Annotated in this window: 20 protein-coding genes and 2 tRNA genes; 16 read left to right on the top strand and 6 right to left on the bottom strand. The window is 46.3% G+C overall.

The annotated features are described in order from the left end of the window. Positions 1 to 13: 13 nt before the first annotated feature. Entirely contained in the window at positions 14 to 718 is a 705-nt protein-coding gene (locus tag BUR09_RS09285) for an Mpv17/PMP22 family protein (protein ID WP_139296799.1), read from the top strand. A 355-nt stretch (positions 719 to 1,073) separates the two neighbouring features. On the opposite strand, the gene BUR09_RS09290 is transcribed toward BUR09_RS09285, so the two are convergent. From BUR09_RS09290 to BUR09_RS09310, 5 genes are all read right to left on the bottom strand, one after another. Beyond that, complete coding sequence (locus tag BUR09_RS09290; RefSeq protein ID WP_074216666.1) at positions 1,074 to 1,778, bottom strand: ABC transporter ATP-binding protein; 705 nt, start codon at positions 1,776 to 1,778, stop codon at positions 1,074 to 1,076. Continuing rightward, positions 1,771 to 2,559, bottom strand: a complete 789-nt coding sequence (locus BUR09_RS09295; RefSeq protein ID WP_074216667.1) for an ABC transporter ATP-binding protein — start codon at positions 2,557 to 2,559, stop codon at positions 1,771 to 1,773. Before BUR09_RS09295 ends, BUR09_RS09290 begins: the two co-directional genes overlap by 8 nt. After that, entirely contained in the window at positions 2,559 to 3,782 is a 1,224-nt protein-coding gene (locus BUR09_RS09300) for an ABC transporter permease subunit (protein WP_074216668.1), read from the bottom strand. The genes BUR09_RS09295 and BUR09_RS09300 overlap by 1 nt, the downstream gene beginning before the upstream one ends. Before the next feature lie 60 nt (positions 3,783 to 3,842). Further along, positions 3,843 to 4,751, bottom strand: coding sequence for a branched-chain amino acid ABC transporter permease (locus BUR09_RS09305; RefSeq protein ID WP_074216669.1), 909 nt, complete (start codon positions 4,749 to 4,751; stop codon positions 3,843 to 3,845). Between the two features lie 129 nt (positions 4,752 to 4,880). Beyond that, entirely contained in the window at positions 4,881 to 6,002 is a 1,122-nt protein-coding gene (locus BUR09_RS09310; protein ID WP_074216670.1) for a branched-chain amino acid ABC transporter substrate-binding protein, read from the bottom strand. Between the two features lie 660 nt (positions 6,003 to 6,662). On the opposite strand from BUR09_RS09310, the gene BUR09_RS09315 reads away from it, so the two are divergent. The 3 genes from BUR09_RS09315 to BUR09_RS09325 all read left to right on the top strand — a co-directional run bounded on the left by BUR09_RS09315 (position 6,663) and on the right by BUR09_RS09325 (position 8,753). Beyond that, positions 6,663 to 8,369 (top strand): glutamine--tRNA ligase/YqeY domain fusion protein, encoded by a 1,707-nt coding sequence (locus BUR09_RS09315; RefSeq protein WP_074216671.1) that lies wholly within the window; start codon positions 6,663 to 6,665, stop codon positions 8,367 to 8,369. Positions 8,370 to 8,546: 177 nt separating this feature from the next. Further along, positions 8,547 to 8,621, top strand: a tRNA-Gln gene (locus BUR09_RS09320). A 54-nt stretch (positions 8,622 to 8,675) separates the two neighbouring features. Next, a tRNA-Glu gene (locus BUR09_RS09325) sits at positions 8,676 to 8,753 on the top strand. Positions 8,754 to 8,939: 186 nt separating this feature from the next. Here the strand turns inward: BUR09_RS09325 and BUR09_RS09330 are convergent. Further along, positions 8,940 to 10,118 carry an FkbM family methyltransferase gene (locus tag BUR09_RS09330; RefSeq protein ID WP_074216672.1) on the bottom strand — a complete coding sequence of 393 codons (1,179 nt, stop codon included), beginning with the start codon at positions 10,116 to 10,118 and terminating at the stop codon, positions 8,940 to 8,942. Between the two features lie 1,002 nt (positions 10,119 to 11,120). On the opposite strand from BUR09_RS09330, the gene BUR09_RS09335 reads away from it, so the two are divergent. The 12 genes from BUR09_RS09335 (at position 11,121) to BUR09_RS17155 (ending at position 21,291) form a co-directional block, all read left to right on the top strand. Beyond that, complete coding sequence (locus tag BUR09_RS09335) at positions 11,121 to 11,408, top strand: BMC domain-containing protein (RefSeq protein WP_074216673.1); 288 nt, start codon at positions 11,121 to 11,123, stop codon at positions 11,406 to 11,408. A 192-nt stretch (positions 11,409 to 11,600) separates the two neighbouring features. Continuing rightward, positions 11,601 to 11,900: a BMC domain-containing protein gene (locus BUR09_RS09340; protein ID WP_074216674.1), complete on the top strand. Its 300-nt coding sequence runs from the start codon at positions 11,601 to 11,603 to the stop codon at positions 11,898 to 11,900. A 5-nt stretch (positions 11,901 to 11,905) separates the two neighbouring features. After that, on the top strand, positions 11,906 to 12,214 hold the full coding sequence (locus BUR09_RS09345; RefSeq protein ID WP_074216675.1) for a BMC domain-containing protein: 309 nt from the start codon (positions 11,906 to 11,908) through the stop codon (positions 12,212 to 12,214). 47 nt (positions 12,215 to 12,261) lie between these two features. Next, positions 12,262 to 13,755, top strand: a complete 1,494-nt coding sequence (locus BUR09_RS09350) for an aldehyde dehydrogenase family protein (protein WP_074216676.1) — start codon at positions 12,262 to 12,264, stop codon at positions 13,753 to 13,755. A 46-nt stretch (positions 13,756 to 13,801) separates the two neighbouring features. After that, positions 13,802 to 16,354: a choline trimethylamine-lyase gene (gene cutC, locus BUR09_RS09355; RefSeq protein ID WP_074216677.1), complete on the top strand. Its 2,553-nt coding sequence runs from the start codon at positions 13,802 to 13,804 to the stop codon at positions 16,352 to 16,354. A gap of 21 nt (positions 16,355 to 16,375) precedes the next feature. Further along, positions 16,376 to 17,326 (top strand): choline TMA-lyase-activating enzyme, encoded by a 951-nt coding sequence (gene cutD / locus BUR09_RS09360; RefSeq protein WP_074216678.1) that lies wholly within the window; start codon positions 16,376 to 16,378, stop codon positions 17,324 to 17,326. Positions 17,327 to 17,468: 142 nt separating this feature from the next. Then, complete coding sequence (eutS, locus tag BUR09_RS09365; RefSeq protein ID WP_074216679.1) at positions 17,469 to 17,822, top strand: ethanolamine utilization microcompartment protein EutS; 354 nt, start codon at positions 17,469 to 17,471, stop codon at positions 17,820 to 17,822. Positions 17,823 to 17,830: 8 nt separating this feature from the next. Then, positions 17,831 to 18,301: a EutP/PduV family microcompartment system protein gene (locus BUR09_RS09370; RefSeq protein WP_074216680.1), complete on the top strand. Its 471-nt coding sequence runs from the start codon at positions 17,831 to 17,833 to the stop codon at positions 18,299 to 18,301. Positions 18,302 to 18,326: 25 nt separating this feature from the next. After that, positions 18,327 to 19,025, top strand: coding sequence for a hypothetical protein (locus BUR09_RS09375; protein WP_074216681.1), 699 nt, complete (start codon positions 18,327 to 18,329; stop codon positions 19,023 to 19,025). Positions 19,026 to 19,182: 157 nt separating this feature from the next. Beyond that, the gene (locus BUR09_RS09380; RefSeq protein ID WP_074216682.1) at positions 19,183 to 19,488 is read left to right on the top strand and encodes a BMC domain-containing protein; all 306 of its coding nucleotides are present in this window, start codon (positions 19,183 to 19,185) and stop codon (positions 19,486 to 19,488) included. A 147-nt stretch (positions 19,489 to 19,635) separates the two neighbouring features. Continuing rightward, positions 19,636 to 20,280, top strand: a complete 645-nt coding sequence (locus BUR09_RS09385) for a cupin domain-containing protein (protein ID WP_074216683.1) — start codon at positions 19,636 to 19,638, stop codon at positions 20,278 to 20,280. 3 nt (positions 20,281 to 20,283) lie between these two features. Next, positions 20,284 to 21,291, top strand: a complete 1,008-nt coding sequence (locus BUR09_RS17155; protein ID WP_074216684.1) for a BMC domain-containing protein — start codon at positions 20,284 to 20,286, stop codon at positions 21,289 to 21,291. Positions 21,292 to 21,701: the final 410 nt, after the last annotated feature.

Below are 21,701 nucleotides of genomic sequence, written 5' to 3' on the forward strand. Positions count from 1 at the left end.
GGGGAAAAATTATATGAAAATGAAAGATAAGGGCTTGGCAGCAGCCGTTGCGATATTGTTGCTTATTGCCTGCCTTAGCAGCGACTTTGTTGCAGGATTCCGATATTATAGTACCGCTCATGGGTACCTTCTGAGCTTTGTGAAATTTGCTATTCTTGCGACGTTCGGTGAATGTCTTGCATTACGAATTGTTACCGGCAAATACTGGGTTCGCGGTTTTGGTCTGTGTGCAAAAATGATTGTATGGGGTTTTCTCGGCATTATCATCAAGCTGGCGTTTACTGTCTTTGCAACTGGGGCTCCGAATATTCTTGCCTCGTTCGGATTTGACATTACTCCTGCAACGCTTGCCACAGGCGGATTTTTTGATCGAGTGGCAGCTGCGTTTATTATCAGTGCGTCATTAAACTGTATTTTTGCGCCGGTGCTCATGGTGCTGCACAAGATTACAGATGCACATATTCATTTACATGGCGGGAAACTGTCTGCCGTCATTACTCCTATCAAAATGGCAGACCGTTTTAAGGACATCGACTGGAATATTATGTGGGGACTGGTGCTTAAAAAGACAATCCCGTTTTTCTGGATTCCAGCGCATACAATTACGTTCCTGCTGCCGCCTGATTTCCGTATTTTGTTTGCTGCATTTCTTGGCGTAGCGCTTGGCGTTATTCTCGCGTTTGCGAACCTTTCAGCAGCGCAGAAAGTGAAAGCATGACATGAGCATGCTGACTTTTACTGTGAGAATGAATAATTCGATTTGATCACAGGTTGATAAAAAAGGGCTGTCTCAATCATAATGAGGCAGCCTTTTATATTTAGAAAGATAGTGGAAGCATAAGTCGCAAAGCTATGTAGCTAACGTACTAATATCGCAAGTAAAAGTCTTTGGAGATTCCTAAGATACTTTTCTACGTGAGTCTCAGGTGTTCTTTCAGGTATGAGAGATTACGGATGAGGACAGTGAAACAAGGTTCTTGGGCTGCCAAAGGCATTCAATATGTCTGGCTTTGTTTATAAGGCATGAAAAAAGGGCGCAGCAAAAGCTGTCGCCCTCTCTCGAATGGGTTTGGCTATAAGCCAAGGTATGCTTTTTTTACGTCTTCGTTGGCGAGCAACGTCGCTGCATCATCTTCCATGGTGATGTGACCTGTTTCCATTACATATGCGCGGTGCGCAACTTTGAGAGCTTGGTTCGCATTCTGTTCCACAAGGAATACTGTGGTGCCGGATGCGTTAACCTTTTGAATGATCTCAAAAATCTGTTGGATAATAATCGGTGCAAGACCAAGGGATGGCTCATCAAGGAGCAGTAATCGAGGTCTTGCCATCAGGGCACGGGAGATAGCGAGCATTTGCTGTTCACCACCGGAGAGTGTGCCGCCAGTCTGTTTCTGGCGTTCTTCAAGAATCGGGAACAGGCTGAAGGCATATTCCATATCACGCTTAATGGCAGCTTTGTCATTACGCAGAAACGCTCCGAGCTCCAGATTTTCCATTACGGTCAAGTCTGGAAAAATGAGACGACCTTCCGGTACTTGAGAGATGCCAAGGCGTACGATTTGATCCATTTTCATTTTGTGGATCGGTTTACCCTCAAAGGTGATTTCACCGCTACGTGGCGGAGTGCCACCGCAGATGGACATGAGGGTTGTTGACTTACCGGCACCGTTAGCGCCGATGAGTGTCACGATCTCACCTTCATCAATATGCAGGTTTACATCATGCAGCGCATGAATGTTGCCATAGAATGTGTTGATGCCTTTAACCTTAAGCATGGCTTTCCTCCCCGAGGTAGGCTTTAATAACCTGTGGATCTTTACTTACCTCTTCAGGGGTACCCTGAGAAATAAGACATCCGTATTCCATAACGTAGATACGCTCGGACAGGCTCATAACCATACTCATATCATGCTCAATAAGCAGAATTGCAAGGTTGAACCTGTCACGGATGTCCAGCACCAGCTCTTTAAGCGCTGCTGTCTCCTGCGGGTTCATACCTGCTGCTGGTTCATCGAGCAGAAGCAGGGAAGGTTCTGTTGCCATTGCACGTGCAATTTCAAGCCTGCGCTGGTCGCCATATGGTAGGTTGCAGGCAAGGTCATTGTAGTATTGGTTAAGACCAACGTATTTGAGCAACTCGTAGCTTTTCTCTATGTTTTCTTGTTCTTCGCGCTTTACATGCGGTGGACGAATCAGCGCATCCAGAATGCCTGCCTTTGTACGGCAATGACGGGCAACCATAACGTTTTCCAGCACAGTCATATTCTTAAAGAGGCGAATGTTCTGGAAAGTACGTGCCATTCCTAATTCAGTAACCTTGTTCGGCTTCATGCCGTTTACGCGACGTTCTGTATCTCCAAGAGGAGCAAAGAACACATCTCCGTCTGTCGGTTCGTAAATACCGGTAATGCAGTTAAAGAATGTAGTTTTGCCCGCACCGTTCGGACCGATGAGTGCTACAATTTCACCACTGTCCACTTGCAGGTCAACATCGTTGAGTGCACGCAGGCCGCCGAAACTTTTGGAGAGCGCATTAACGTTCAGTACTGTAGACATTACGCTTCTCCTTCTTTGATAAGGTCAGGGTCATCCACATGGTACTTACGGCCTTTAGGGGCAATAAGTCCCTGTGGACGGAATACCATCATAAGTACCATCGCTGCTGCAAAAAGAAGCATGCGGTATTCGGAGAATGCACGCAGGTATTCCGGCATAAGCACAAGGAACGCAGAACCGAGGATAACACCAAGGTTGGAACCCATGCCGCCGAGAACAACAATAGATAAGATGATTGCTGATTCCATGAAAGTGAAGCTGGCAGGGTTAATAAAGGTGGTTTTTGCGGCAAAGATTACCCCTGCAAAACCAGCCCATGCGGTACCCAGACCGAATGCCATAAGTTTAACATTAACTCGGTCGATACCCATTGCCTGACAGGCAATTTCATCTTCACGCAGTGCCTGCAATGCACGACCGATACGGGAGTTTTTGAGGCGTTGCACGGCAACCATTGTGATTATGGCGAGTACGAGAACAATGTAGTAAATGTAAATGTTGGCGTCGGCTACGGATAGTTCCATGCCGAATAGCCCCGGTCGGTCAATGTTTGAAATACCGGAAGGACCGCCAGTCAGATTACTCCAGTTTTCCAGAACAAGACGGATAATTTCTCCGAATCCGAGAGTTACGATCGCAAGGTAGTCACCACGCAAACGTAATACAGGGAACGCAAGCATGATGCCACCGAGACAGGCGAATAGACCACCAAGAGGTAATGCTACCCAAAAGCCGATTCCGAAATAGTGGTTGAGCAATGCATAGCTGTACGCACCGATGGCGTAGAATGCTGCATGACCAAGGAAGAGCAGACCCGCTACGCCAACAATAATGTTCAAGCCGAGGCCAAGAATGACGTATAGCAAAAACGAGATAAAAATGTTTGTTTGATACGTTGTTACAAGCCATGGCATGACTAAGCTAAGTGCAAAGATTGCAGCAAGAGCAGGCCGCGCCACTGCCGGTTCTTCCATCGCACGGGAGAACCAGAGTTGTTTTTTAGATTTTTCAGTAGATGGTGTTTCATACTGTTTGGCTTCTTTGCGAGCCAGAGCCCAACGCCATACGTAGGATAAGACAAATACTCCTGCGCCGACGTAGGCAAGGTTCATCCATCTCCATTCAACGGTGTTCTCGATGGTATTTACTCGAACAACCATGATAGGAAATGTAAGGAACATGAACCACAAACTGCTAATTATGGATTGTTTCAGTCCTTGCATTGTATCTCTTCTGCAGAAACTGCGTTCTGCAACTCCTTCTTTCGTTACGAGTGAATACGGTTATACCTTTTCCACAGGCGCTTTGCCCAGAATACCGGATGGACGGAAGATAAGGAAGATTACCAGCAAGGAGAAGGCGAAAACGTCTTCGTAGTCACTGGAAATGTATCCTGCAGCATAGCTTTCCGTCAGTCCGAGGAACAACCCGCCAAGCATGGCGCCAGGAATGGAGCCGATGCCGCCGAGAACCGCAGCCGTAAATGCTTTTACACCGGCAATAAAGCCGATCATGAAGTTAAGCTGACCTGAGTGGGTGGAAATGAGCACGCCACCAAGCGCAGCCAGTGAAGAGCCAATGATGAAGGTGGTAGAAATAATCTTGTCGGCGTTAATGCCAAGCAGCATAGCCATTTTTCGGTTCTGCGCTGTTGCGCGCATTGCTTTACCGAGCTTGGTAAATTTGATGAACAGGGTAAGTGCAACCATTGAGATGGCACTGGCTACAACAATAACCAAGTCTGTAGAGCCAAAAATGTATGCAATTGGCTCCATAAATTCGAAGTCTGGAATCAATGCTGGAAACGGTAAAAAGTCAGAAGTCTGCGCCAGAATGATGTAGTTCTGGAGAAAAAGTGACATACCGATAGCAGAAATAAGTGGAGAAAGGCGTGCAGCGCCGCGAAGTGGTTTGTAGGCCACTTTCTCCATGGTGTACCCGTAGGCAGAACAGTACAAGATGGCAATAACAATTGCCATAAGTAGGATTGCAACAGCAGGGAATCCGTAGACACCCATCACGCCGGCAACAATGAGGCCGGTAAATGCACCGAGCATGTAAATTTCGCCGTGGGCAAAGTTAATAAGCTCGATAATACCGTATACCATCGTGTAGCCAATCGCGATGAGAGCATAGATACTCCCGCGCGTTAATCCGCCAAGACCCAATTCGATGAAAAATTCCCAATCCATGTGTATGTCCCTGTAGGAGCGGTGCCTGTCTGCAAAAAATCGTTGCAGGTACAAGGCCAATTATCTGAGTAAAAACGGGGAACAATCCGAGACTGCTCCCCGTTGTGGTTGCGGTCAAATGCGGTTGTATTATTTTAGTTCTACGTACTTACCGTTTTGAACCTGGTACATGGAGAAGCCAACGCCTTCTGCGTCGCCTTTTTCGTTAAATTTAATTTTGCCCACAGGAGTTTCAACAAATTCGCTGCGGAGTTTTGCAGTTACAGCGTCGTAGTCTGTGGAATCAGCACGTTCGATTGCTGTAAGCATAGCCACTGTTGCTGCGTATGCTGCAGGGTAGAATGCACCCGGTTCAGAGCCGAACATTTCAACGTGTGCAGCAATAGCTTCTTTGTACAGTGGAAGGTTGGATACATCGATAGGGCCGGAAGCGTATACGCCTTCAGCGTTTTTGCCAGCAACTTTAATGAAAGTGTCGTCTTTTACACCGTCATCAGAAACGAAGTTTGCTTTGATGCGTTTTTTGCGCATCTGGGTGATGAGCTTGGAAGCTTCTGGATGGTAGCCACCGTAGATGACGGTATCAGCTTTGCTGCGACGAATTTTCTGAACAACGGCAGAGTAGTCAGGAGCACCAGGAGTTACGCCTTCAAACATAACAACTTCTGCTTTGCCGCCTTCTTCAATAAATTTGCGTGCGAATTCTGCGTAGCCTTTACCGTAGTCGCCTTTGTCATGCAGTACAGCAATCTTTTTTGCACCAAGCTTTTCGATAGAGAAGTCGACACCGAGACGAGCCTGCATGTCATCAGATGCGATGGTGCGGAAGAAGGTTGGGTAGTCACCGGACTGGGTGAGCATAGGGTTGGTAGCACTAGGTGACATGGCGATGAGCTTGCCTTCTGTGTAGATAGGAAGTGCAGCTTTAGTAGCGCCTGAGCAGATGTGACCGAGTACTATATTAGCACCGTCAGAAACGAGTTTGGTTGCTACGTTGGTAGCCTGTTCAGGTTTGCACTGGTCATCCTGAATGAGCAGTTCAACCTGTTTGCCGTTTACACCGCCTGCAGCGTTGATTTTAGCAACAACAACTTTTGCAGCGTTAACAGTAGGCAGACCATATGAAGCAAGGTCACCACTGTGTGCGCCGGCTACACCGAGCTTGATAGTGTCTGCTGCGAAAGCAGGTACACAAAATGCTGTAACGGCGAGACCGGTTATGATGGACTTAACCAAACCAGAAAATGTCATATGTTCCTCCAGCGTTGAAAATCGTATTGCCTGATATCTTAGCAATATGGTTGTTAGTGCGCGTGTCGTCTAGGGTGAAACAGAAAAAATAACGTCCCCTTAATTTTCTTTGTTCACGAAAATACTAAAATTGTCAAAAGCAAAACGGTACTTTTTATCAAAAAAGTAAAATTTATATGACATATTCTCAATATATCAGATTTGATGTATATAAAGCTCCCATTATATCTTGATATAACAGATAATGTTTTGTGCTCATAAAAAATGCAGTTGCGCTCAGTATTTTTAAAAAAGTTGATAATCTAGTGTAGAAAATTTTGTTTTGTTGCGTGTTTCATCAATTAAGTGGGCAAGTATGATGAAAGGAGAAGGGGGCAGGGATGGGACGGTCTTTTTTAGCAAAAAAAGAATGCCTCCTCGTTGTATGCGCCTTTGCACGGGCTTTGTTATGAGGTGGTCTTTTTACAAAAAATGTGATTTATGCTTGGAGAGCAGATCCTGCTTGTATATAATGATCGGTGTTTTTATGCTGTGAAGATGAGCAGTGCAAAACTAGCGTGTTGCTCCAATTGACCGCTGCGATTGTTTCCCGTATGTCATCCGCTTATAAAATGTTCATAATCGCGTTGATGCGAAGAAATAGATTTAGAGGACGTATTCATGAGTAAGGCTCCTGTAGCACCTGAAGAGAACAACGAAGGAACTAGTCTGGATTTTATCCGTACTATCATTGCTGAAGATTGTGAGAGCGGTAAATACGATGGTCGCGTACATACTCGCTTCCCGCCGGAGCCGAACGGCTACTTGCATCTTGGGCATGCTAAATCCATCTGCTTGAACTTTGGTATTGCGCAAGAGCACGAAGGCGGCATCTGCAACCTTCGTTTTGACGACACAAACCCGTTGAAAGAAGAAGACGAATACGTAAGATCCATTCAGGAAGACGTAAAATGGCTCGGATTCGACTGGGGTGAAAAGCCGTTTTACACTTCTGACTATTTTGAAGTGCTTTACGGTCATGCTGTAAAACTTATTGAAATGGGTAAAGCTTATGTGGATCACTCCACTCCGGAAGAAATTCGTGAAATGCGCGGCACTCTCACAGAGCCGGGTACTGACAGCCCATATCGTAACCGCAGTGTAGAAGAGAACCTTGATCTCTTTGCACGTATGCGTAACGGTGAATTTGCTGACGGTGAATGTGTTCTGCGTGCTAAAATCGACATGGCTTCACCGAACATCATCATGCGTGACCCTGCTCTTTACCGTATCCGTAGAGCGCACCATCATCGTACTGGTGATGACTGGTGCATTTATCCGATGTATGATTTTGCACATTGTCTTTCTGATTCTCAGGAGCACATTACACACTCTATTTGTACTCTTGAGTTTGAGAACAACCGTGAGCTCTACGACTGGTTGCTGGACACCCTCAATGTGTACCACCCTCAGCAGATTGAATTTGCACGCCTGAATCTGACCCATACAGTTCTTTCCAAGCGTAAGCTAATTCAGCTTGTGGAAGAAGACCACGTACGTGGTTGGGATGACCCGCGCATGCCGACCATTTCTGGCCTGCGTCGTCGTGGCTGTCCTCCTGAAGCAATCCGTGAGTTTTGTTCCCGTATCGGTGTAGCAAAAGCTGATTCTATGGTTGATGCAGCTATGCTTGAATTCTGCATGCGTGAAAAGCTTAATGCAGTTGCTCCGCGTCTTATGGGTGTTATCGATCCGGTAAAAGTTGTGATCACTAACTATCCTGAAGATCAGGTTGAAGAATTTGAAATGCCGCTTCATCCGGAACTGGAAGAATACGGCAAGCGTACCGTACCATTCTCCCGTGAATTCTATATTGAGCGTGCAGACTTCCGTGAAGAAGCACCACGGAAATTCTTCCGTCTTTCTATTGGTAAAGAAGTACGTCTTCGTTATGCGTACTACGTAACCTGTACTGGCGTTGTGAAAGACGAGAACGGTGAGATTGTTGAGATCCATTGTACCTACGATCCTGCGACTAAAGGCGGTTGGTCTGAAGATGGTCGTAAGGTTAAAGGTACTCTGCATTGGGTTTCTGTAAAACACGCAGTGCCTGCTGAAGTTCGTCTTTACGAGCCGCTTTTCGAAAAAGAGAATCCGAACAAGGTTGAAGAAGGTAAGACCTTTATCGATTACATCAACCCTGATTCTGAAAAAATTATCACAGCGTACCTTGAGCCTCGCCTTGCAGAATGCAAAGCTGGCGAGCGTGTTCAGTTCGAGCGTATGGGCTACTACTGTGTTGACCCTGATTCTACTGAAGAGAAGCCAGTGTTCAACCGCACAGCAACACTTCGTGATACTTGGAAGCGAGTAGAGCGCAACCAATAGTTGTGTTGCCACTATTGAGATTAGAAAAGCCCCTGCTCATAGCAACAGGGGCTTTTTTTATGGGGTTGAATTGAGATAGCGAAGGGAAGTGGGTAACTGCGAAATGAAATATACTTTTTTTAGAATTTTCGTTGACAGAGGGCTGGCTTTTCCATAGAAACACTTCTCGCAACTTGTTGGGCTATCGTTCAATTGGCAGGACGACGGGTTCTGGCTCCGTTAATCAAGGTTCGAGTCCTTGTAGCCCAGCCATTAAGTTAGTTAGATTAAAACAAGGTCAGAAGTTTTAATCTGCATATATGACGCGTCCCCATCGTCTAGCCTGGCCCAGGACACCTGCCTTTCACGCAGGCGACGGGGGTTCAAATCCCCCTGGGGACGCCAAATGAAAGTTAAGGACTTACACGAAAGTGTAAGTCCTTTTTTCGTTGGTCCATCTTGAGTGGTCTAAGCTTTTTGCAGGGGGAATGTTGGTGTGTGTTGGTGAATCGACTGAATTATAGGCGTTAATGTAAGTAAGTGTGATGCAATAACGGGCAGTTTTGAAAGAGACGGTCCGTTTTTTTGTAATTACTTCGCAATACAATAGAGAATTGTTTCGTTAAACCACACGCTATGATGCCCGACATAGAATGAATACCCGAGATTCGCGTCCAGTAAGAACTTTGGTATGTTTACAAGATCGTTACCGTTGTTCGTATGGTATATAGAAACCATAAGCTTAGGACGATGGGCACGAATCGTCTGCATTGCGCCTTCAAGCACTGGAATTTCTGCGCCTTCAACATCTAATTTGATGAGTGTGGGAGCAGGCTTGTCTGAAAAATATTCATCAATACTCGTTGTTGAACATGACGCTTCGGCGGTACCTGAAGAGATGACACTGGAATACCCTTGGGTTGGGTTGGTAATGGAAAGCTTCAGTGTGGTTGTATTCTTCCAGAGTGCCTTGTTCTCTAAGTGAATGGCCGGGGATTGTGCGGTACGCTTGAGTGAAAGCTTGTAGCATTCAGGTACCGGTTCAAAGCCATAGAGAGCGCCGCTCTCTCCAATCGCTTTCGTAAGTTTTACGGATGTTTTTCCGTCACAGATGCCGCCTTCACAGAGGATGTCGCCTTCTTCAGCATGCACCACAGGGTGAAAGTACTGTGGGTACAGGGCAAGATGTGTGTAGCTGAAATCTCCAAGCAGCCTTGCTTTACATATTCCTAAGTAGGCTTGCTTGCTTTCCGCATCACTCAATTGATTGTAGCAGGCAGCCATGTTCATAATATCTTCAGGACGCAGTGGTTCAGGCGTAAATTCATCAAAGAATCTGCTGACAGAATTCTTTTCTACTGAAGGATTGAGAATATTTTTGTTGGCAAGGTGGCGAACCAAAAATGAAATACCGGAATGTCCTGGTCGTCTAGCTGTTAGCGAGGTGAATATGTGGACTTTCTGTTCGCTGGAAAGTGTTTCGACATCACGCACAATTACATCAGATTCAGCTTTGTATACTGATGCATTCGGTGAAAATGTATAGAAAACAGGGAGGGTGGTGTATCGTTTCTGATAATAGGCGATTGCTTCATTCAGTATTTCGCGGCGGCAGACAACTACAGTATCTTCTGGGGTGATAGTATCAACTATAGGCCGTTGCGCTGGCAGAGTAAGGAGCGTTTCAATAAATCCGGCATACACAGGCGATGAGAGCTCATGATATTCGGCAAGCTCTGCTGCCAGTCTTTCAGTTGAAGAAATAGTCATTGAGTGTGTCCTTTGCGATTTGCGTGAAATACGTTGGCTACTCATCATATTTTAGTGCACCTTTCAAGTGAAGTATTCCGTTCTGCACTGTCGCAGGAAAAAATAAAACGCATCATCCTGTAAAAATATGAAGAGACGTTGCTGATATATGGCATTGCGCTTACGCAGGCTGTTAGCTCATATTTTTTCTTTGTTATCGTGATTGACGAACGTACTATTGCCATAGTGGTAATGTGCGTTAAGGGAATTGCAGATGGTGCTAAGGAAGGTGCTGGGGGGATAGTGATAAGAGTCTCAGCAAGTTGCTAGACGTTGACACTCTAATAACGTGGCTATTGTTGGATGTGTCAGGATAATCATTCTATTTGGTTTGATTTTACCTGTCTTTTACACAGGGGACGAAGAATAAGTCCTTTTGGATATATTTTGTAAATTAAGCTCTTACACGAAAGTGTAAGAGCTTTTTTGTTTTTCAGGTGTGGAAAGTATAGGCCTAAAGTGTTTTCCAAGCTTAACCGTTTGAAAATGAATGAGATTATCCTCAAGGTGAGAATTTTAGAGAAAAATCTTGACCTTCCCCCTAGGGGGCAGGGCTAGGGTTACTCACACTCATAAAAGGTTCGTGATTATTTCTCGAACATTCCTTTGCTATTTTGAAGTGTTACTTGTTTTTGCTGCATGAATTGCTCTGTATACTAACGGGTTATGCATGAATCAGATTGTTTTTTGATCAAACATAAAACCGGATTCTGTCTCAGTGCAAATAACAGTGCGTTTTCTCTTTCTATTTATCTACTTACCGTTGTTTGTTTTTGTTGTCGTTTGATTTGTAACAGTTTGCTTTTGTTACGAATTTAAAAACTGACCTGTCCGGAGAAGTATGAGGCTAGCAAGTGAAGTTAATCTTTCAATCTATGCGCAATCATAGGCTGAAGGAGGGAGGCATCAATGCTGATGCAAACCGCGAACAATGTAACCCAAATAGGAAAGGAGAGTGTCGAAATGAGTAAAAATGATGCGTTAGGCATGGTTGAAACAAAAGGATTGGTTGGCTCAATAGAAGCTGCTGATGCCATGGTGAAGGCTGCGAACGTTATCTTAGTGGGAAGAGAATCCATTGGTGCGGGTTTAGTAACAGTCATGGTGCGTGGCGATGTTGGTGCCGTTAAGGCGGCAACTGATGCAGGTGCTGCCGCAGCTCAGCGTGTTGGAGAAGTGATGTCTGTTCATGTCATCCCTCGTCCGCATGCTGATGTTGAGACCCTTCTTCCAGCTAACGCTTCAAAGTAAAAAACAAAGATAAGCCTCATTCGCCAAGACGTTGCGTCCGTACAGTGCTGAAAAGATCCGGTTGTGTTCCTTCTGTTTTGTCAGCCTGAAAGCTTACATTGTTTTTTTATCCAAAAAGTCTGCCCTAAGGGTAAGTTTTTAATAACTCACTAAGATTACAGCAGATGAAACCATAACAAAGGAGAACTTTTCATGCGTTACCGCGGTGAAAATGCATTGGGTCTCATTGAAACACTGGGCATGGTTCCAGCGTTGTACGGTGCAGATTGCATGCTTAAAGCAGCAGATGTTGAGCTTGTTTCATACGAAAACATTGGCTCTACCCTTGTTACCGTAATGGTTAAGGGCGATGTGGCAGCTGTTCAGGCAGCTGTAGAAGCTGGTGCAGCTGCAGCAGCAAAAATCGGTAAAGTTACAGCCAAGAACGTAATGGCACGTCCTGAGCCAAGAGTCGGCGATATTGTTTCTGTACACGATATTGATGTGGAGTAAGCGACATGAGTAGAGCAAGCGCACTTGGTTTAGTTGAAGTTTTTGGTCTTGTGTATGTGCTGGAAGCAGCAGATGCGATGCTTAAAGCAGCAAACGTTGATCTCGTTGGTTACGAGAACACCGCATCCGGCTACATTTCCGTACTGGTACAGGGTGATGTGTCTGCATGTAACTCCGCTGTAGAAGCTGGCGTGGGCGCTATTGAAAGAATGGGTGCTGAGGTTCACAGCTCCATCGTTATTCCTTCCCCACATCAGGATATTTACAAAATTACAGATCGTTACTCTTTGGAAAAACTTCTTCCACACAAATAACTGACTCGGTTTTTCAGGAACGATTGTAGCTTGGTGGGAGTGCCTTGATGACAATTATAGACAATGATTTGCTCTCAATACAGGAAGCCAGAATCTTAGCAGAAAATGCGTACGAGGCTCAGAAACAGCTTGGTGCGTTTTCTCAGGAAAAACTGGATGCCATTGTTGAGAGTATGGCAGATGTGCTTGAGCAACATACGCAGGCTCTCGCCGTTATGTCCCATGAAGAAACGGATTATGGCGACTGGCAGCATAAGCTTATTAAAAACGAATTTGTTTGTGGTTTCGCGCGCAGATCTTTGAGGGGGATGCGCTGTGTAGGCATTATCGGTGAAGACCGTGAAAAGCAGACAAAGGATGTCGGGGTTCCTGTAGGTGTACTTGTTGCGCTGTGTCCGGCTACCAGTCCGGTTTCAACAACTATCTACAAGGCGCTGATTGCAATCAAGTCAGGCAATGCCATTGTCTTTTCTCCGCACCCGAGAGCACAGAAAACAATCAGTAAAACTCTTGATATCATGATTGAGGCTGCCCAGAAGTGCGGTCTTCCGGAAGGTGCACTGTCCTATATGCGTACAGTAGCGCCTAGTGGAACCGAAGAACTGATGGGGCACAAAGCGGTCTCTCTCATTCTGAATACTGGCGTTCCCGGTATGCTTGACGCTGCAAGCAAATCCGGCAAGCCGTTTATTTACGGCGGTGCAGGTAATGGACCTGCATTTGTTGAACGCACTGCAGATATTCAGCAGGCTGTTAAAGATATTATCGCCAGTAAGACATTTGACCATGGCGTTGTTTCAGCAGCAGGGCAGTCAGTCGTTGTCGATGGCTGCGTTGCCGGTGAAGTGAAAAGTGCTCTGCAACGCTATGGCGCGTATTTCATGTCTGAAGATGAAGCGAGCAAGCTTGGTTCTTTACTTTTCCATTCCGACGGAAAACCGAATCATGATTTGATTGGAATACCGGCCGTCAAAATTGCACATAAAGCCGGTTTTTCAGTACCGGATAACACTACCGTATTGATCGCAGAACGGAAGTATGTGTCTGAATTTGATCCATACTCACGGGAAAAACTGTGCCCTGTTCTTGGCTTTTATATTGAGCCGGACTGGATGCATGCATGCGAGAAATGCATAGAGTTGCTGCTTAGCGACCGCTGCGGGCACACTCTGGTTATCCATTCAAAAGATGAAGATGTGATCAATCAGTTTGCGCTGAAAAAGCCGGTAGGCAGGGTGTTGGTTAACACGCCTGCGGCGTTCGGCAGCATGGGCGCAACAACCAATCTGTTTCCTTCCATGACGCTGGGCAGTGGCTCGGCAGGGAAGGGGTTTACATCAGATAACGTATCTCCAATGAACCTGATCTACGTTCGCAAAGTCGGATACGGCGTGCGTAATGTTGAATCAATAGGGGCTGAAATCTTCCATAAACAGGCAGCGACTGCACCGATTGCAGCGCCTGTTACTAACAGTGGTTTGAGCTCCAGTTCATTGCAGGCAGTACATCGTATTTTGAAAGAGGCTATTGGAGAGCTTTAATGCCGACAATTAACTCTGAAAGATTTCAAATAGAAGTGAGGTAGTAGTGGATATTCGGGAATTATCAGATAAGCTTGCAGAAGCTACAAAAAATATGACTCCGGAAGAGCGTGCTTCTTTGCAGAAGATGTTCGAAGAAGTAACAGAAGATGTACTGAACCGTCAGGCTGCTCAGGGCAACCCTGTTCAGTACACTCCAACTACACATGGTACAGAAATTCCTGGTGGTCCTACTGATCGTCATGTTCGCTTGAGAGAAAACTTCCTCAAGCAGGTACCTACCATCACCACTCACCGTGCTCGTGCAATTACTAAAATTGCTAAAGAAAATCCGGGCATGCCTAAAGTTTTGCTTCGTGCAAAATGCTTTAAGCATTGTTGTGAGACTGCTCCTCTGGTTATTCAGAACGACGAGCTTATCGTTGGTGCACCTTGTGGCGCGCCACGTGCCGGTGCGTTCTCTCCAGATATCGCGTGGCGTTGGCTTGCTGACGAACTCGATACCATCGGTACCCGTAGTCAGGACCCGTTCTACATTTCTGAAGAAGACAAGAAGATCATGCGTGAAGAGCTGTTCCCGTTCTGGGCCGGCAAATCCGTTGATGAACATTGTGAAGACCAGTACCGCGAAGCTGGCTTGTGGGAACTTTCCGGTGAATCTTATGTATCCGATTGTTCTTACCACGCAGTAAACGGTGGTGGTGACTCCAACCCTGGTTACGACGTAATCCTGATGAACAAGGGTATGCTCGACGTTCAGCGTGAAGCTAGAGAACACCTCGAAAAGCTGAGCTACAAGAACCCTGAAGACATCGAGAAAATTTATTTCTACAAAGCACTGATCGATACTGCTGAAGGTATCATGATCTATGCACGTAGAATTTCTGAGTACGCAGCACAGCTTGCACAGCAGGAAACCAACCCTCAGCGTAAAGCTGAACTCATGAAGATTTCCGAAGTGAACGCTCGTGTTCCAGCTCACAAGCCAACCACTTTCTGGGAAGCAATCCAGTCTGTATGGACAATTGAATCCCTCCTCGTAGTTGAAGAAAACCAGACAGGTATGTCTATTGGCCGTGTGGACCAGTACATGTACCCGTACTACAAGGCCGATCTTGAAGCTGGCCGCATGACTGATTACGAAGCATTCGATCTTGCTGGTTGTATGCTGATTAAGATGTCTGAAATGATGTGGATTACCAGTGAAGGTGGTTCCAAGTTCTTCGCAGGTTACCAGCCATTCGTAAACATGTGTGTTGGTGGTGTGACTCGTGACGGTCTTGATGCAACCAACGACCTTACATACCTGCTGATGGATGCTGTGCGTCACGTTAAAGTGTACCAGCCATCCCTATCTACCCGCGTGCATAACAAGTCTCCGCAGAAATACCTCAAGAAGATTATTGAAGTAATTCGTGCTGGTATGGGCTTCCCTGCAATTCACTTTGATGACACCCACATCAAAATGATGCTTGCAAAAGGTGTATCTATTGAAGACGCACGCGACTACTGCCTGATGGGTTGTGTAGAACCACAGAAATCCGGTCGTCTCTACCAGTGGACTTCCACTGCATACACTCAGTGGCCTATTTGTATTGAGCTTGTTCTCAACCATGGTGTGCCACTTTGGTATGGCAAACAGGTTTGTCCGGATATGGGCGATCTTAGCAGCTTCCAGACCTACGAACAGTTCGAAGAAGCTGTTAAAGCACAGATTAAATTCATCACTGAGAAAAGTAGCGTAGCTACTGTTATTTCTCAGCGTGTTCACAAAGAGCTCGCTCCTAAGCCTCTCATGTCCATCATGTACGAAGGTTGTATGGAAAATGGCCGTGACGTATCTGCTGGCGGCGCAATGTACAACTTCGGTCCAGGTGTAATCTGGAGTGGTCTTGCTACTTACGCAGACTCTATGGCTGCGATTAAGAAGCTTGTATTCGACGAGAAAAAATACACTCTCGAACAGCTTAATGAAGCACTCAAAGCTGATTTCGTTGGTTACGACCAGATTAAAGCTGATTGTCTTGCTGCTCCAAAATTCGGTAACGACGATGACTACGCAGACCTTATTGCTGCAGACCTCGTTAGCTTCACCGAAGCAGAGCACCGTAAGTTTAAAACTCTCTACTCCGTATTGAGCCACGGTACTCTCTCCATTTCCAACAACACCCCGTTTGGTCAGCTTACCGGTGCATCCGCAGGCGGTCGTCGTGCATGGCTGCCGCTTTCTGACGGTATCAGCCCAAGTCACGGTGCAGACTTCAAGGGCCCTACAGCCATTATTAAATCTGTTTCCAAAATGGCTAACGACAGCATGAACATCGGTATGGTGCACAACTTCAAGCTCATGTCCGGTCTCTTGGATACCCCAGAGGGTGAGCAGGGCATCATTACTCTTATCCGTACCGCAAGCATGCTCGGTAACGGTGAAATGCAGTTTAACTACCTTGATAACGAAGTTCTTCTCGATGCTCAGAAGCATCCTGAAAACTACCGTGATCTTGTTGTTCGTGTTGCAGGCTACTCAGCGTTCTTCGTTGAGCTCTGCAAAGACGTTCAGGACGAAATTATCAGCAGAACAATGCTGAAAGAAATCTAGCCAGACGGGGTTTGAGTACACATGACTACTAATTCAGACATGATTGAAAGAAAGGGACTTATCTTCAACGTACAGAAGTACAATATGTACGATGGTCCTGGAGTAAGAACCCTCGTGTTTTTCAAGGGATGTCCGTTGCGTTGCAAGTGGTGCTCAAACCCCGAAGGCCAAAAACGCAAGTTTCAGATCCTGTATAAACAGGATGTCTGCGTCAATTGCGGTAAGTGCGCCTCTGTGTGTCCTGTGGGACTTCATTCCATGGGAGCAGGCGGCACTTTACATCAGATGTCAGACAGCATTGACTGCATAGGTTGTGGTAAATGCGAAGAAGTCTGTGCTGCATCAGCACTTTCCGTCGTCGGTGAGAAGAAAACCACTTCTGAGGTGATGGACATTGTCGAAGAGGATAGAGCCTTCTACGAGATGTCCGGAGGTGGTGTGACTTTGGGCGGTGGAGAAGTGCTGATGCAACCAGAATTCGCCACAAACGTACTGATGACCTGTAAGCAGCGGGGTATCAACACAGCAATTGAAACCTGCGGATACGCAAAGCAGGAAGCTGTGCTTAAGGCTGCTGAGTTCGTGGATTTATTCCTTTACGACATTAAGCACATCAACTCAGAAAAGCACTATGAGTTGACCGGCGTGCGTAACGAAACCATTTTGCAGAACGTGACCGCGCTTATTGAAAAGCGTCACAATGTAAAAATCCGTCTGCCGTTGATGAAAGATGTGAACGATGCACCTGAGGATATTGAAGGGCTTATCGCCTTTTTGAAACCATTCCGCGACCGTAAAAATTTCAAAGGTGTCGACTTACTTCCGTACCACAAGATGGGTGTGAACAAATACAAGCAGCTGGGCTGGGAGTACCCGATGAAGGGTGATTTTGCTCTTAGTGATGCTGACCTGGAACGAATTGAAAATCAGTTCAAAGCACACGACTTCGTAGTTTCAGTAATTCGACACTAGGCATTATTGCCTCCGGCGGCTCTCCAAGGGGCAAGGGCTCTACCCTGCACCCGCAAGGGGGATGCCCCCTTGACCGTGGATTTGTTTGGAGAGGGGATCCGTTAGAGAGTAGTTTTGTCGGCAACATTAAAGGTAGCTTGTAATGCAAAGTAATCAGTCCCGTGAGTTGGAACGAATCATTCAGGAAACCGTTCCGGGTAAACAGGTCACAATCGCCCACGTTATCGCAGCTCCTATGAAGGACATTTATGAGCGTCTGGGTGTGGAAGAAAAAGGCGCACTTGGTATTTTGACCTTGTCTCCTTTTGAGACTGCTATCATTGCCGCCGATATTGCCACCAAAACAGCAGATGTGGAAATCGGATTTTTAGACCGCTTCACCGGTTCTGTAGTTCTTACCGGTAGCGTTGAGAGCGTGGAAACAGCATTACAGGCGGTTGTGGATGTGTTGTCCCGCAACATGGGCTTTACAGCCGGAGCCGTAACCCGCTCCTAGAGTCTCGGATGGTACAACGAAGAATCATGCTCATCGGGGCAACAGGTTGTGGAAAGACTTCGCTTGCTAACGTGCTGGATCAGTACGGTGAACCTGTTAGCCAAGACGGGACGTCTACAGGCATCGTCTCTGCCCGCGGTAGACAAGATGTCCGCTACGGCAAGCATACGATAGATGTGCCCGGCGGATATTTTGAAAATCCGTGGATGTACAACCACCTTATTGCACTGGCACAGAACCATGCTTCCCATGTGGTGTTTGTGGTGAGCCAGTCACAACGTTCAGTGGCAGGTGCGCCGGGGCTGGCAAAAGTGTTTGGTTGCTCCGTTACCGGAGTGGTGACGCACTGTGATGTGAAGTCGCAGAACAAGAATTTTTGCCTGAAGCAATTGCAGCAGTATGGCGTACCGGAACCGTACTTCAATGTCAGTGTGGCAGATGGAAGCGGCATTCCGGAGTTATTACAGCATCTGTTTTGATGCTCGGATGTGAAAGGAACAGTAGATGAAATTTATTACCGAAGACGATCTCCGCACCTTGTACAGAAAAGAAGCTTTTACTGACTTCAATGTAACGAAGGACGTGAAGCTTACTCCTGGTGCGCGTCAGTTCCTGACCGACAGAAGAATTACCATTCTTTTGGACGGTGTTCCTTCCGAGCGTGCTGAGCCTTCTCCTTCAACGCACTTTCAGGCTCCAGTCTTGGAAAAGAAAGTTGAACCTGCTGCTGAGGCAGAGTTCGACTGGAAAAAGAAACGACTTAGCGCCGAGCTTAAATCAATTGCCAATACGTTTCTTCTTATCGCGTGTGAATTGCAGGCACGAGATATCACTCTTTCTCAAAGCGTTGCTGTCCTTGAACGAGAAGTGTCAGCAATGCACGCTATTCTTGATGAAGATGCCCCATTGCAGGATCTAGACTTCGAGGAATGCCGCGGCATCACAAAAGAAAACTTTTCCACTCCGTTGGCGGACTGTTTTGAGATTACCTCGGAACATATGCTGCCGCCTAACGGTAAAGAGGTTCTGCTTCTGAACAAGCTTCGTTCTGCCATGCACATGCTTGAAGCGACAGTTTTGGAACTGTACGGAACCTGTTCAGATGAGAACAGTTTCTGTGTTCGTGTGAGCCAGATTCGTAATGTTCTGTCCCAAATGATTTGCACTGCACTAGGAGGGAGAGAATGTCAGAGAGTAGAGTAAATTTTGTTTACTGTGACAAACTTCTTCCCGTGTTACGCCCTGTTATCGAAACACGGCTGGCATCCCACACGCATGACCCCAAAAATTCAATGGTTGTCTTACAGCTAGGCTTTGGTCTTAGCTGTAAGACACAAGCATAGCTCAGAAGGGTATCATTATGGAATTTCGCATAATTAAATCACCGTCTCCTGGAGCATTGAACATCCTGTTACGCCGCAGAGGTTCCGGCAAATCAGACATTGCTGAACCTGTTGATGCCGTGGGGCTTATTCAGGGCAAAATGATCGATATGGTTGTTGCTGCGGATATCGCGGAAAAAAGTGTTGGCGTTGTGGTGGAAGATATTAAGGGCAACTGTCCGCAGAACATGATCCTGCTCGCTATTATGGGTGACACTGCTTCTGTTGAGTCTGCAATGGCAGAGATCAAGTTTAAGCTCAAAGAGGGATATCACGCTTGCTAGTCGCCAAACTGATAGCCTGCGTCTGGGCAACTCGAAAGGCTGACTCCGTGAAAGGACTCAAGTTTATTTTTGCACTGCTGTAGGTTGCAACTGTGACAGGCAGGATACCGTTTATGGACGCAGAAACTGAGAAGGAGGTGTAAAGAAATGAAGAAAGTTGTCTGTGCAAAGGATGTTGAGACCCTCATCGAACAAGGCAAAAAGACACTGTATGTCGATTCGAATACTATTTTAACCCCCTCTGCGAAAGATGCTGCAAAACTGGCTGAAATAGAAATTTTTGAAGGTGCACCTCGGCAAAGTGCATGTGAATCCGTTTCTGCTCCTGTGTCATGCGAAGGAGCGATCAGCAGTGATCTGATCTATTCAGCATTAAAAGCAATGTATGAACGAGGCATGCTGGATACTTTCCTGAAGGAATTAACCCGCAAAGGATTGTGTTCCGAAGCTGTTGGCGGAGGAAAAATTGTTCGCGGAAAATCTGTTGAAATGGAACCGTTCGATACCGGTGCTTCCGGTGCAAAGGCGTGTTCCCGGGAGGTAATCGGCGAAGGCGATGGTCGAATCCATTCCGGATTCTTTGAAATCGACCATTCCCGTTTCGAACAGGATTTTGCCTGTGAAGCAAACTGTCACTTACTCGAAGGAACTCTGAACCTCACCATTAACGGCCAGACAGTGGCTGTGGAAACCGGTGACGTGTTCTATATTCCGGCGGGTTCAAAAGTGGTTTGGGATGCAGCAGGTAAAGCACGTCTGTTCTATTCCAGATTTCCACAGTCAAAGGGATAACAGATGAAGTCACTTGGTTTGATTGAAACAAAAGGACTTCTTCCTGCCATTGAGTGTGCAGATGTAATGTTAAAAGCCGCGGATGTCCGTCTTCTTGGCAGAACGTGCATCGGTGCCGGTCTTGTTTCAGTAAGCATCACCGGTGATGTGGCTGCGGTTAAAGCTGCTGTAGATGCAGCAAAAGCGGCGGTGCAACAGCTGGACCCAAATGCATTGTATTCCAGTCACGTGATTCCGCGCCCGGACGAAGATGTTTTCGACGGAATGTTCAGCTCGGCGCTAATTGGCACCAGCAAAGAACAGAAACATGACATTGAACCGGACTCTGTAGAGCAAAAGACAACAGAAAAGACCATTGCAGAACCTGAAGCCGTGAAGCTGAAGCCTGCTACGCCAGTGGTTGAGGCAGTTGAAGCTGAATCTGTTGTGGAGGGTTCTATAGACGGTGAACAGAAAACGATTGCTTCAGTAGATGGTGATTCAATCGGTTCAGAAGTTGGTAGCCTGACTTCAACCAAGGGTGAAACACAACGCGCTAAGCAATCAGAAGAAAAGTTGTCACAGGTAGAGTCATTGAACGCAGACTCTACGGAACTGGAGAAGGATTCTGATAAAGCAACACCAGAACTCCCATCAACTTCAAAGGTTGTGACAACTCCTGCTGTAGCTGAGAAAAAAGCAGAGGATGCTGGCAAGCATCCTTATGGTGGCTCAGAACCAGTAAAAACTGCCCTTTCTTCCGCAGGGCAGACTTTTCCGGCTTCTAAGTCAAAGAAAGCATCAGCTAAGTCAAAAGTTGTAATCATGCATAAAAAGAACATGGACGCACTGTGGGCTGAGCAGGGTGCAGAAGGGATATCAGATGGATTGATCAAGCTGACATTAGCAAAATTGCGTGTCCTTGCTCGTGAATATCCTGATCTCCCTATTGAATCGAAAAAACTTTCAAAAGTGAAAAAGCGCACATTGGTGGAAGTTTTCAAGCGTTACTACGCCTTATTAGAAAAATGATGAGATGTTAGAGGATCAGCACATTGTGTGTGGGGAAGTTGTTTCTGTACACGTAATTCTGCGTCCGCATTGTGATGTTGAATTCATTCTTCCTGAAGGAAAGAAAGCCTAATGAATAAATTTTGCAAAACGTGCAGATGATGCTGTTTTCTTTGCATGTTTTGCTAGTTCCACATTTCGTGACCATTCCGGCGGGTGGCGCCATAGTTCATCCTGCGTTGAATATCAGTTGTAATAGTGTGCATACCTCAGTAGAGGACTTTACTGCTGACTTGCAGTTGAACGAGTGTATACCTGAGAATAAGGCGTCTGTAAGGTTTACAAGCTTCACCTTTCAAATATGGTTCCGACTGGCTGATGCAATGTGATTATGTACTCAGTTGTGTGGAGAGGAAAAGAGGGGCGTGTTG

Origin of the sequence: Halodesulfovibrio marinisediminis DSM 17456, from assembly GCF_900129975.1 — a bacterium.
GTDB lineage: Bacteria > Desulfobacterota > Desulfovibrionia > Desulfovibrionales > Desulfovibrionaceae > Halodesulfovibrio > Halodesulfovibrio marinisediminis.

What these genes read in the sequence shown, in the direction of transcription:
- BUR09_RS09285 (WP_139296799.1), top strand. Translation starts at nt 14, where the DNA reads ATGAAAATGAAAGATAAGGGCTTGGCAGCAGCCGTTGCGATATTGTTG.
- BUR09_RS09290 (WP_074216666.1), bottom strand. Translation starts at nt 1,778, where the DNA reads ATGCTTAAGGTTAAAGGCATCAACACATTCTATGGCAACATTCATGCG.
- BUR09_RS09295 (WP_074216667.1), bottom strand. Translation starts at nt 2,559, where the DNA reads ATGTCTACAGTACTGAACGTTAATGCGCTCTCCAAAAGTTTCGGCGGC.
- BUR09_RS09300 (WP_074216668.1), bottom strand. Translation starts at nt 3,782, where the DNA reads ATGCAAGGACTGAAACAATCCATAATTAGCAGTTTGTGGTTCATGTTC.
- BUR09_RS09305 (WP_074216669.1), bottom strand. Translation starts at nt 4,751, where the DNA reads ATGGATTGGGAATTTTTCATCGAATTGGGTCTTGGCGGATTAACGCGC.
- BUR09_RS09310 (WP_074216670.1), bottom strand. Translation starts at nt 6,002, where the DNA reads ATGACATTTTCTGGTTTGGTTAAGTCCATCATAACCGGTCTCGCCGTT.
- BUR09_RS09315 (WP_074216671.1), top strand. Translation starts at nt 6,663, where the DNA reads ATGAGTAAGGCTCCTGTAGCACCTGAAGAGAACAACGAAGGAACTAGT.
- BUR09_RS09330 (WP_074216672.1), bottom strand. Translation starts at nt 10,118, where the DNA reads ATGACTATTTCTTCAACTGAAAGACTGGCAGCAGAGCTTGCCGAATAT.
- BUR09_RS09335 (WP_074216673.1), top strand. Translation starts at nt 11,121, where the DNA reads ATGAGTAAAAATGATGCGTTAGGCATGGTTGAAACAAAAGGATTGGTT.
- BUR09_RS09340 (WP_074216674.1), top strand. Translation starts at nt 11,601, where the DNA reads ATGCGTTACCGCGGTGAAAATGCATTGGGTCTCATTGAAACACTGGGC.
- BUR09_RS09345 (WP_074216675.1), top strand. Translation starts at nt 11,906, where the DNA reads ATGAGTAGAGCAAGCGCACTTGGTTTAGTTGAAGTTTTTGGTCTTGTG.
- BUR09_RS09350 (WP_074216676.1), top strand. Translation starts at nt 12,262, where the DNA reads ATGACAATTATAGACAATGATTTGCTCTCAATACAGGAAGCCAGAATC.
- cutD (WP_074216678.1), top strand. Translation starts at nt 16,376, where the DNA reads ATGACTACTAATTCAGACATGATTGAAAGAAAGGGACTTATCTTCAAC.
- eutS (WP_074216679.1), top strand. Translation starts at nt 17,469, where the DNA reads ATGCAAAGTAATCAGTCCCGTGAGTTGGAACGAATCATTCAGGAAACC.
- BUR09_RS09370 (WP_074216680.1), top strand. Translation starts at nt 17,831, where the DNA reads ATGGTACAACGAAGAATCATGCTCATCGGGGCAACAGGTTGTGGAAAG.
- BUR09_RS09375 (WP_074216681.1), top strand. Translation starts at nt 18,327, where the DNA reads ATGAAATTTATTACCGAAGACGATCTCCGCACCTTGTACAGAAAAGAA.
- BUR09_RS09380 (WP_074216682.1), top strand. Translation starts at nt 19,183, where the DNA reads ATGGAATTTCGCATAATTAAATCACCGTCTCCTGGAGCATTGAACATC.
- BUR09_RS09385 (WP_074216683.1), top strand. Translation starts at nt 19,636, where the DNA reads ATGAAGAAAGTTGTCTGTGCAAAGGATGTTGAGACCCTCATCGAACAA.
- BUR09_RS17155 (WP_074216684.1), top strand. Translation starts at nt 20,284, where the DNA reads ATGAAGTCACTTGGTTTGATTGAAACAAAAGGACTTCTTCCTGCCATT.